Here is a 10,985-nt window from a genome sequence, read left to right as displayed (position 1 = left end):
GTTTTAAAGCTTAAACCATTGGTTACCCTTATCTCTTCCTGTTCATTTTTGTCTTCACACAAAAACGAACCAAAATAGTCAAGGCGGTATGTAAATCTTAACGCAAAATGAATACTCACTGACTAAACAAAAAAATACTCCGCCGAAAAGGCGTCAGACAGATTTTTTGTTCTTAACGCCATTGAGCATCCATTTTACTAATTTCCATAAGGCCGAGAATAAAAAATAAGAGCCTTAGTTTAAATTAACAACTACCTAGCGTAATTTATTTTCGAGTTTTCAGAATTCCATCTAACTCTTTAAAGGCTTAGGTAAATTTTTATAGGTTAAGTGGATTCATTTTCCCCATATTACCAGCCCTGAAAGGGCGTAATATAACAGCCACAGGTGCAGCGCGTGGTTCGGTTTATGCACATTAAACGATTTTGGCGGTATTGTTGCTTTTTTTCTGCAACAATGCTGACAAAATCTTTCAAATGGTTCGCCTAGGTTGTTTTTTTGATGTCTTAAGATTTCATCTATCTTATAAAATTATGAGTATAAATTAACCTCTCAAGATGTTTTAAAGCTTAAACCATTGGTTACCCTTATCTCTTCCTGTTCATTTTTGTCTTCACACAAAAACGAACCAAAATAGTCAAGGCGGTATGTAAATCTTAACGCAAAATGAATACTCACTGGCTAAACAAAAAAAAACTCCGCCGAAAAGGCGTCAGACAGATTTTTTGTTCTTAACGCCATTGAGCAATCATTTTACTAATTTCCATAAGGCCGAAATAAAAAATAATTGCATCAATTAAAATTAACTACCTAGCGTAATTTATAACCGATGTATTAGCATTCTATCTGATTCTCTATTGATTTAAATTCCGAGCATGTCGATTTTACCATTACCCAAAACTCCGCAGGAGTGACATTTTTGTAGCCAAGGCTGTCAAGCCTTGGTAATAGCAATAAGCACAACCTGATTTTGGCGGTATTGTTGCTTTTTTTTGCATCAATGCTGACAAAATCTTTCAAGTTAGTTGGCCTAGGAAATTTTTTGAGAGTTCTTAAAATTTCGTCTATCTTATAAAATTATGAGCATAAATTAACCTCTCAAGATGTTTTAAAGCTTAAACCATTGGTTACCCTTATCTCTTCCTGTTCATTTTTGTCTTGACACAAAAACGAACCAAAAAAGTCAAGGCGGTATGTAAATCTTAACGCAAAATGAATACTCACTGGCTAAACAAAAAAAAACTCCGCCGAAAAGGCGTCAGACAGATTTTTTGTTCTTAACGCCATTGAGCAATCATTTTACTAATTTCCATAAGGCCGAGAATAAAAAATAGCACTGATAAAAATTAACTCCCTAACGTTATTTATTGCCGATTCTTTAAATAAATCATAATGGAATGAGGCGTCGTTCTCTTCATTTCCCAGCCCAAAAGGGGCGCAATATATCAGCCAAGGGTGCAGCCCGTGGTTCGGTTTATGCACATTATACAATTTTGGCGGTATTGTTGCTTTTTTTCTGCAACAATGCTGACAAAATCTTTCAAGTTAGTTGGCCTAGGAAATTTTTTGAGAGTTCTTAAAATTTCGTCTATCTTATAAAATTATGAGCATAAATTAACCTCTCAAGATGTTTTAAAGCTTAAACCATTGGTTACCCTTATCTCTTCCTGTTCATTTTTGTCTTGACACAAAAACGAACCAAGAAAGTCAAGGCTAAATGTAAATCTTTCCATAAGGCCGAGAATAAAAAATAAGAGCATTTGTTTAAATTAACTACACAACATTGCTTTTTACCGATGTATTAGAATGCTATCTGATTCTCTATTGATTTAAATACCGATCAGGTGGATTTTACTGTTACCCAAAACTCCGGAGGAGTGATATTTTTGTAGGCAAGGCTGTCAAGCCTTGGTAATAGCAATAAGCACAACCTGATTTTGGCGGTATTGTTGCTTTTTTTTTGCAACAATGCTGACAAAATCTCATACCCTGGATTCTTAACTAAAAAGAAAACTTGATATGCAATTCATTCCCTTTTCTCCATCTAATCCATCCTTTCCCTTTTTCCTTGAGTTGGTCATCAACAAATTTACCATAAAGCCACTCATCATTTACAATCAGGGGTTTGATAAATTCATATTCCAAAGGAACTGTTCCCGAATGGTCCAAAGGTTTAAGGTGAATTTGTATTGAATGCGCTTCATTGGTTTCCACACTGTTTACGGTCATAAGGAACTCAGGCCAAGAAAAGAATTTTCCCTTGTTCTTATCCAAGTATGTTATTTGTCCATTGGCTTTATTGCTTACCACCTTGATGAAATCATGGCCAATGCCTAAAACTTTGAAATACAAGACCCCATAATCCAGTTTAAGGTGTTCGGGGTAAAGCCAGGGAGGTGCATAAGAAGTGGTAGGTTCCCCGTATTGGTTTTTAGTGAAAACCAGACTATCCATCGGCATGTGTTCGGTCAGACCCTTTTCAAGGTTTACATTGCCGTAAAAATAAAGGGTAGGATATTCATAATAATTGGGTTTGAAGAAACCGATCCCATTAGTTGCTATTTCCACTCTTTCCTTTGAAATTGAAATGTTGGAAACCAAAGAAAAAGCTTTTGTCTCAAACGCTAACGGTGCCATTGGAATGGGCTTGTTTTCATTATCAGCAAGAATGGGGTTAATCTCACAAACGATAAAGGAAATACCAAACAGCAGGCTAACAATAAACGCTAAGGGATGTAAGTATTTTCTATAATGTCTCATAATTAGAAATCCAAGGCTTTTGCAATTGTTTCTCCTTCCTTAACTTCTATGCTAAAAGTCTGAGGTGATTTCTCCTTATTTGCTCCCAATGGACGCACATGGACTTTATAAGTACCTGTATTCAAGATAAATTTTGTGCCTTTATTATACGTTCTTCCGCTTGCTACGTTTTTTCCACCCTGCTCTTCAGTTACAGTTACTATAGAATCGATATCCTCTCCAGCTACTTTTGCATAGATTTCAACTTTACCCGTTTTAAAATCATAACGTAAAGGAGATGATTTACCGGCAGCAATTACGATGCTATCCAATTCAGTTTTAGTGTGCATTCCTTTTATTACCAAGGCTTGAATGGCCACTTGGTAAACCCCAGGATTGACCTCTATTTCTTTATTGACACCATAGGTTCTGGCAGTAGCAATGACTTTATCCTGTGAATTGAGAATTTTTATCATACTGTCCCAGCCGGCTCCATTGTTTGAAATGAAGACATCCAATGTACCTCCATCAAAAGTGACGGTTTGATGGCCCATGCCATTTTCATGACTTTCAATATTTTCAATAGTAATACCATCAACATCACTCCCTTCCAAAGGCATCACTTCAAAATTATAGGTACTTGGAGGAAGGTAAAAGTAACCGGTGTCTTGGTAGGTCCTGAGCATGATGGGTCTCCTTTTGGCAACAATATCATAAGCTTTGACAAAGACATCCAATGGCTTGCCATTTTTAAGGGCATAGACCGAAAAGTTGTTGTCAGGCTTGTCCACCGTAGCGGCGGTGGCTAGATTAAGTATTTCACCTAAATTCTCTGCATTCTCCGCAGTAAAGTAGCTCCCATCTCCTGCTCCTGCCGCACACCTCAATTGTTGGGTATCCTCCTCCTTTAAACCAAAACCAATGATGTGCAACTTAAAGTCAATGCCTTCTTCTTTAGCTGCTTGAACTATTTCACAAATATTCCCATCACAGGATTCTATGCCATCGGTAATAAGGATAATGGTAGCTTTCTGCTTGGACGCTCTCAAATTATCTATGACCAAAGCAGCAGAATAGGCCAATGGTGTTTTGCCAAGGGGTTTGATTCCTTTGACAGCTGTTATTACTTCCGTTTTTGTGCCGGAGGCTGCATCCACCATAAATTCCACATCTTCGCAGTCCCCTTCTTTCCGGTGACCATAGGCTACAAGGCCTAATTTTTGATTTTCGGATAGGTTTTCTACAGTATTGCTCAAGGCATTTGCGGCAATTTCCATTTTGGTTTTGCCCTGCAGCTGTCCCCACATGGAACCACTTGCATCATAGATAAAAATTATTGGGGCTTTGTTTTCCTGATTTTGACCTTGGGTATTCAGCACAATAAATAGGGTCAGGAAAAGGAGGGTTATCTTTTTCATGAGGGTTCATTTGATTTGCAAATCATGTTGGCGAAATGGCCTCTGTAAGATGTTCTGTAAAAGGCTACTTCGATGTGTTAGTCTATCTAAAATAGCAATTATATTTTATTATACCCTATCTGTCATGCACTTATATGAAAACATTAGCCTTACTCAATTTTATTCTTGAAAGGATTATAGGTTTATAGACTGGCTCAGGTACAGTTGTTATTCGACTTCGTACCTGTCGGATTCTAAAACTAAAACCATTAACATCTGACCCTTTTTGCTTCAAAATTTATCTGATCACTGTAGTTTATGCTTTAACTTAAATATCCCTCCTGCGAAAATGCTTATTCTTTCTAGCCGCTAAATCGTAAAATGCTAATTAAAGGATCAATTGGATCATTTCATAAAATTTAGGGTAAGGGCAATTATGCAAGATTAATCACACTCTTAGTACTTGAATTGAAAGGATAATAAAAAAAAATTAGACTTACATTTTCAGTCCTATGGCTTACAATTGCATTCCTTCAGGTTACATTCAAGTTCCTTCTGCTTACATTTCTGTTCCTACAGCTTACATTTCTGTTCCTACAGCTTACATCTCCGTTCCTACAGCTTACATCTCCGTTCCTACAGCTTACATTTCTGTTCCTACAGGTTACATCTTCGTTCCTACGGCCTACAATTGCATTTCTTCGTGTTACTTTTGGATTTCCGCAGGTATCTTTCCACTGCCTTCACTTTACTGTCCCGTTCCTTCGGATAACTATTGCCATCTTATCGGCGACAAATGCATTATACCTCCTACCTGCTTTACTATTTAGGAATGGTGGCAAAGACATCTTTAATGGACTTGCTTAAATTTTCGGGTGTAGGCGGTGAAAACATCGTAACCATCCTTTTTCCCTCTTTGTCAAATACTTTATGGGTGAGGACATCACCGGCAGCACTCACTAATCCGGAGCTTGATGGGAAACCATTTGGATAATAGCTTTCCCATTTCCCAAGCAGTACTCCTTCGGAAGCTGTTATCAATATCAATTTTTCATCTCCTCTGATGAATGAGGTTTCTCCATGGAGCAGGCCGTTTTTGTAATGCACCTCATAACTAAATCTATCTTCATTATTCTTGATATAGTCAGGATAAATCCATAAACCCTCTTTTTTACCTTTGGCATATTTGCCTTTCATTTTAATGGTACCCTCCTCATTATAATGCGTACAATCACCTTGAAGCGCTCCATTGAAATAGTACATTTCGGATTTTAGAGTGCCGGAAGTATAATAGGTTAGTAGCTTTCCAACAAGCTGTTCCTTGGCATTTCGGTAGCCTTTCTCATGAATTTTCCCATTGGCATGATACGTGCTAAATGGAACTGATTTATGTGTAACTGTCTTTGTCTCATAGGTGACCTTAGTTTCCGGTTTTTTTTCTTGTTTAGGGATGGACTTAAAAAACGTTCGCATTGCTTCTAGAAAAATTTCGGTTTTATCCTTACTGACCCCAACCTTGTCTACAAACTCCCCATCTTCCGTATATATGCCCCGCAAGGTGAATTGATTATCACTGGAAATAAAGCCTACAGCCAATAAATTATCGCTATTATCATAGTACATTTCCCATTTTTTATTAGGTGCGGGTTTACCTAAAAATGCATGTACGGAGCGGATTTTATGGGTTCCTTCATAAAGGATGGTCTCTCCATGAAGTTGGCCGTTTTTATAGTTCACAGAGAAGCTATAGGGAAGACCATCTTTAGATTCAGCATAGTTATTATAGACCCATAAGCCATCTTTTTTGCCTTGCACATATTCCCCTGCCCTACTAATTGAGCCATCCTCATTGTAATGAATGCATACCCCATTCAGCACCCCATTGTCGTAAACGGCAGTCATCGATAATTTTTCGGAGGGAAAGAAAATGGCTAGCGTATCAACGAATTGCTTGTCGGCATTCACAAAACCTTTTTTGTAAACATTGCCATTGGGATGGTATTCTACATAGGGCTTGGGTTTAAACACCACCCTATTGTATTTTACTTGTGCCTGGGCAAAATTGACTATGGAAAAGGAAAAAACAAGAAGGATAAGCGCACGTAAAACCATGATAGAATACCTTTTATAGCGGATAATGCTAAAGGTATAAAAATGTCAATAATAATAAGCTTACCAATAGCACAATCTTATAGACAATTCTGAATACTAATAAGGTCGGTGGTAAAACAGCTTGGGCAAACCACACAGCTTCAAATAATGGTTGAAAAAGCCGGTCACTATACTTGGATGGGGGAAAAATTATAGCCTCTGAAAAATACCTGGATAACTCACCCATTAATGGCCAAAGATGAATGGCTCAGAAAAGAGAGACGAATTCAAAATACCTTTGGATTAACGGAAAACCAGTGAACAAGTAACCTGCACTACTGCCAATTACAATTTAAATCCGCTTAGGTGGACCAATTTAGTGAAGTACTCGGGATTTAAAATCAGTTCATTAAGCATTTTCTCCATGTTTTTACTCAATTCATAATCGCTGGTATAGGAGACAAAGACATCTCCTTCAGGGGCAAAATATACCTTTGAAACATCAAAGTTGCTATCCTTGGCACCGGTTTTCAAAAGGATTTCCCACAGTTCCCCTTGCAATAAATCATATTTATCCACCAACCTATAGACAAAATCATCATCAGGTTGTTCCGGTAACCAAACGGTATAATTACCGTTTATTTTCGACCTTTCCACTCTACAGAGATATACTTTACTGGTTTCCATTTTATTAGCAATTTTAAAGAAGATCGTATTTTTCTCCTTATTCCCATTTAGCTGTATGCCGTACAACATTTCCTCTAACTGGTCTAATTCAAACACACTATACAGTCCACATTGCCAAAAACTGGTCCCTAAGCTTGTGGAAGGGGTATTGAAATTTACCTTAAAATTATTCAAGGTTCAACATTGCATTCAGACTAGGCTGTTCCAGCTGCCAGAATGCTTAGTTATTGGGCAACCATTTTTTAAATCAGGCAGTCGTTTAAATCCGTTTATTTATTTACATCATAATAATTTTTGGTTTGTGAAGAGTCAATTATGGACTGTTTTTTATATAACTTTAGTTGTTGGTTCAATTGTGCGAGAGAATCTTTATAAATCTGAGATTCATTCGTTAGAGAATCAACTTGAGATTCAAAAACTTCAGATTGATATTTTAAATTCTCGTAATCAGATTTTATAATTGAAGGAAGAAATGTTTTATAAACACCAAACAAACCAAACAGAATGAAAAAAGGTAAATATATTTTTTGGAATTTTGGAATAGGTTGCGGTTTTAGAGATTCTAAGTATTCTTTACCTGATAATTTTATTTTACATTTTTCAGGTTTATCAGATGGGCTACTACCAATTACTCCTTTAGTAGATGAATCCCATGGAATTCTAGGATATGGTTTTGTTAAAATTAATTTCCTTTCTTTAAGTCAGAAATTACACTTTTTAATAAATCAATATTAGATTCGATTTCCGCAATATCTAAAAATTTACCATTATCATTTTCTGATAAATGCTTTAAAATCTTATATTCTAATGTGTGTTTCATTCAAATATATGCCAACACTACGCTAAAAAGCGTTGCTGTCCCAAAATCCAGCTATTATTTTTTAGCGATTGTTATAGCAAGTTTTAATTTTTTCTTTCACAAAACCATATTCTTCCTTTATTCCATCTTTGGAAACTTTGGTAAATGTTTCGTATTCAATATCTGATTCCTTATTCAATCTTAATGCATTGCAACATCCTTCTATGCGGTCTGTCTGCATTATTTTTCCTTTTTCTGAATCAAATAGAACTATAATAAAGCCAGGGGTATTATTTATTAAGTCCCATTTAATTTGAGCCAGTAATTTCCCATCAGGCGACCAAGTGTGTTTGTCCTGCCATCCGTTATTTTTTTTTAATCGCGAACTTGCTTACTCCAATAACTTCCAATTCCGCCAAATTATATGATGAACCGTGTCGGATTTCACTTATGATACTATATTTAATTTGAAAAGGCTTCATTTTTTCAATTGGCTACAACGATAGGCGGTATAAAACCGTTGCGCATTTCAAAGCACAAACTTACTAGCCCACTAAAACGTTGATTAAATGTTATTTCATTCAAATATAGCACTTTCCGCACAATGTTTTATGACCGCATGTTATCACCAATAATTACTTATCCCTAATCTTAAATATCAAATTTTCGGGTTCAATCTGAGTTTTAACATATATCAAATCGTCAAATATTTCTGTCAATACAATATCTTTAAAATTAATAATCTTATCTACGTCTTGCCCTTTTACCATAATCTGGTTGTTTGAAATAATATAACTCATTGTCAGTTTAGGATAGCCTTGCTTTTTTTTAAGAACATAAAATCTAGTTATTTCAATTAACGGTCTAAAAAACACAAATGCAAATCCAAAAAATAATAGTTCTCCAATTTCTCTAGAAGTCAAACCTTTAATCACGAAATACAATCCAATCTCAATCAATCCAAATGCCACATATAAATATGAAGTTCTTAAAGTCGAAAGAATAATAATTTTCCTTTGGTCAGCAATGCAAGTATTAACGTCATTTTCTTTTGGTATTTTATCTAAATCTTCAACTATTGATTTCCTTTTAAACGAACCATGTATCGCAATCAAAAGAAATGTCAGCATACTATAGAAATATCCTCCATTGTGATAAACTAATTCTTCATATTCATTACTTGATATAAATATGGATATGAAAACCCAATTCAACAAGATTATCATTAAAATCAAAATTATCCGAATGCTATATTTTATCTTCTCCGGTACTTTCATTTTATTAGTGTGAACAATTGAATATAAGTAAGTTTATCCAAACAGTTACGTATATATCAACAATGCCCCCACTCTTTTAATTGATTCTCTGTCAAATTAAGCATTCCAAACAAAGTATCCAGTAAATAGACTAAAAATTTAATGGAAACTGCTGAAAATGGTCTGGAAATGATTAAAGGATTTGCTGCAGAGGGTAGACAATTAATGCGAGATTTACACAGTGTCAAATTGTACTTTAATTGCACATAAAGCTAAAACTGATCAGTTTGAGACCAACACATGTTTAAAAGAAAAAAACCTCTAAATAAAAAGCAGACATGGAAAATGTTCTACTTAGGCTATTTTTTTAAGGATACCATGTCCCCTATATTCGAGATAAATCGTAAAGGACACTCTGTAAGCTTTTAGTTAGTAGCCAATCACTCAATTACCTCTCGTGTTTTTTAAAATTTTCTCTTTTTCGGATTTTGCCTAGTGTCCCAAAATTTTAAAATTTCAATGTGTTCATCGCAAATTTTGTAAACTAAATAGTAATTATTTTCAACAAGTCTCATTTTTATATTCGCTGAATTTGAATTTACTCCCAATTTGGGGTGTTTCTCAATTATTTTAATAACTTCTTGAGTTAATTTGAACAATTTACGGCTATATAAATTTGAATTGTTTCTTTTGTCCCAGTATTCACAAATAGCTTCAAATTCATAAATTGCTTCTAGTGACCAAATTGTTTTCAATTTCATTTGTTAAATCTCTTTACCAAATCTTCGTTTGTCATGAAATTTCCTTTTTTAATCTCTGTGCTTCTTTTTTCTAGCTCCTGCTGCACTTCTTCCGACAATTCGATCGTTCCATCAGCACTTAATTGACTCACCATATTTGATATTGATTCCAATAGCTCCTCATCGTTTAAAGATGTAATTTGATCTATAAGTTTGTCTTTTACCTTTGACATAAGATTGTATTTTATGTTACCAAATTATTAATAATAGTGTACTTTTTAATTTTTTTTAGCTTATGAGAAGTGAAACTGAGATATCTTCTGTTTGAAGAATACAATATAAGAACTACTAAAGCTTGTACAAATTACTAAAATCTTAATGTGGGAATTATGCATTTTTTTGCCCTTTAAAAGCACGACCTTCTCTTCCAGCTCCCACTCGTAAATTTAATTAAAAACCGAAGCCGGACAACCTTTTCGCTATTTCGGTTTTTTATTCTAGTAAATTAAGGATTTTACACAAGGAATCCATTGAATATCCTAATGTTTTAATGGAACCTGTTAAAAATGGTCCAGAAATGGCAAAAAAGAACATAAAGTTTATTAGATCATACTTTCAGGCACTTTTTAATAATTTTACATCTTTCTAAAATTCGACAACAAATCCTCTTCATATAAAGCCACCAGAGGATTAAGTCCTAATCCTGACCACTTAAAAGTCCAATAAACCGAAGGCTTAATCGCATCATTGAGGTTTAATTGTTGTAGCGCGTTTTATATTTTTTAATTGGCTAAGGGCCACAATAGATATATTGAAAAAATTACTACCAAATAAGTAAATACCCAGATAATTGCTTGACTTGCAGCACCCTTAAACTCAATATTGAATATTTTAAATGCTACTTGGTCTGAAATTATTCGGAGAACTAGCACTAAAAACAAGGAGGCGGTCCCAGCAAGAGGAATGCCTAATGTAGCTGCTGTGTGTTCTTTTGCGATTTCTATCCAATTCGTATCGTTAGTAAATACATTTAAAATCTTAAAAGCCAAATAAGTATGTACAACCATGATAACAATAGCTGCTGCCCAAGAAAAAACTTGCTTTAGTTTGGTAGAAAAATCGAGCATACTTCTTTAGTTTGTATATAAATGTACGTCAACGTCAAGCTAAGAAACGTAGAGCATTCAAATTACTAAATAAAGTATAAACCGAAAAGTGAGTATCTATAATAAATTTTACTCTGGTGAACGATTTTCCCTATATTTTCTTAGGTAAT

At 34.9% G+C, this 10,985-nt stretch carries 11 protein-coding genes; 2 read left to right on the top strand and 9 right to left on the bottom strand.

All coding sequences use genetic code 11. The annotated features are described in order from the left end of the window. Positions 1-2,001: 2,001 nt before the first annotated feature. Together AAC073_RS15215 and AAC073_RS15210 are read right to left on the bottom strand one after the other, a co-directional pair. Positions 2,002-2,760, bottom strand: a complete 759-nt coding sequence (locus AAC073_RS15215; protein ID WP_339924641.1) for a hypothetical protein — start codon at positions 2,758-2,760, stop codon at positions 2,002-2,004. A 2-nt stretch (positions 2,761-2,762) separates the two neighbouring features. Then, positions 2,763-4,157: a VWA domain-containing protein gene (locus tag AAC073_RS15210; RefSeq protein WP_339924640.1), complete on the bottom strand. Its 1,395-nt coding sequence runs from the start codon at positions 4,155-4,157 to the stop codon at positions 2,763-2,765. A 491-nt stretch (positions 4,158-4,648) separates the two neighbouring features. Here AAC073_RS15210 and AAC073_RS15205 point away from each other — a divergent pair, with 491 nt between their 5' ends. Next, positions 4,649-4,966 carry a hypothetical protein gene (locus AAC073_RS15205; RefSeq protein WP_339924639.1) on the top strand — a complete coding sequence of 106 codons (318 nt, stop codon included), beginning with the start codon at positions 4,649-4,651 and terminating at the stop codon, positions 4,964-4,966. Here the strand turns inward: AAC073_RS15205 and AAC073_RS15200 are convergent. Both AAC073_RS15200 and AAC073_RS15195 read right to left on the bottom strand, forming a co-directional pair. Continuing rightward, positions 4,959-6,248, bottom strand: a complete 1,290-nt coding sequence (locus tag AAC073_RS15200; protein WP_339924638.1) for a hypothetical protein — start codon at positions 6,246-6,248, stop codon at positions 4,959-4,961. The genes AAC073_RS15205 and AAC073_RS15200 overlap by 8 nt on opposite strands. Before the next feature lie 324 nt (positions 6,249-6,572). Continuing rightward, positions 6,573-7,088, bottom strand: coding sequence for a hypothetical protein (locus AAC073_RS15195; RefSeq protein WP_339924637.1), 516 nt, complete (start codon positions 7,086-7,088; stop codon positions 6,573-6,575). A 330-nt stretch (positions 7,089-7,418) separates the two neighbouring features. Here AAC073_RS15195 and AAC073_RS15190 point away from each other — a divergent pair, with 330 nt between their 5' ends. Beyond that, entirely contained in the window at positions 7,419-7,649 is a 231-nt protein-coding gene (locus tag AAC073_RS15190; RefSeq protein ID WP_339924636.1) for a hypothetical protein, read from the top strand. A 146-nt stretch (positions 7,650-7,795) separates the two neighbouring features. On the opposite strand, the gene AAC073_RS15185 is transcribed toward AAC073_RS15190, so the two are convergent. The 5 genes from AAC073_RS15185 to AAC073_RS15165 form a co-directional block, all read right to left on the bottom strand. Continuing rightward, on the bottom strand, positions 7,796-7,954 hold the full coding sequence (locus AAC073_RS15185) for a hypothetical protein (protein ID WP_339924635.1): 159 nt from the start codon (positions 7,952-7,954) through the stop codon (positions 7,796-7,798). Between the two features lie 394 nt (positions 7,955-8,348). Continuing rightward, the gene (locus AAC073_RS15180) at positions 8,349-8,990 is read right to left on the bottom strand and encodes a hypothetical protein (RefSeq protein ID WP_339924634.1); all 642 of its coding nucleotides are present in this window, start codon (positions 8,988-8,990) and stop codon (positions 8,349-8,351) included. A gap of 443 nt (positions 8,991-9,433) precedes the next feature. Continuing rightward, positions 9,434-9,730 carry a type II toxin-antitoxin system RelE/ParE family toxin gene (locus tag AAC073_RS15175; protein WP_339924633.1) on the bottom strand — a complete coding sequence of 99 codons (297 nt, stop codon included), beginning with the start codon at positions 9,728-9,730 and terminating at the stop codon, positions 9,434-9,436. After that, complete coding sequence (locus AAC073_RS15170) at positions 9,727-9,942, bottom strand: hypothetical protein (RefSeq protein WP_339924632.1); 216 nt, start codon at positions 9,940-9,942, stop codon at positions 9,727-9,729. Before AAC073_RS15170 ends, AAC073_RS15175 begins: the two co-directional genes overlap by 4 nt. A gap of 549 nt (positions 9,943-10,491) precedes the next feature. Further along, entirely contained in the window at positions 10,492-10,836 is a 345-nt protein-coding gene (locus AAC073_RS15165) for a hypothetical protein (RefSeq protein ID WP_339924631.1), read from the bottom strand. Between the last annotated feature and the right edge of the window lie 149 nt (positions 10,837-10,985).

The sequence above is a fragment of the uncultured Cyclobacterium sp. genome (assembly GCF_963977555.1).
Lineage (GTDB): Bacteria > Bacteroidota > Bacteroidia > Cytophagales > Cyclobacteriaceae > Cyclobacterium.
The sequence above is the reverse complement of the archived record's forward strand: the minus strand, read 5'-3'. Positions and strand labels throughout refer to the sequence as shown.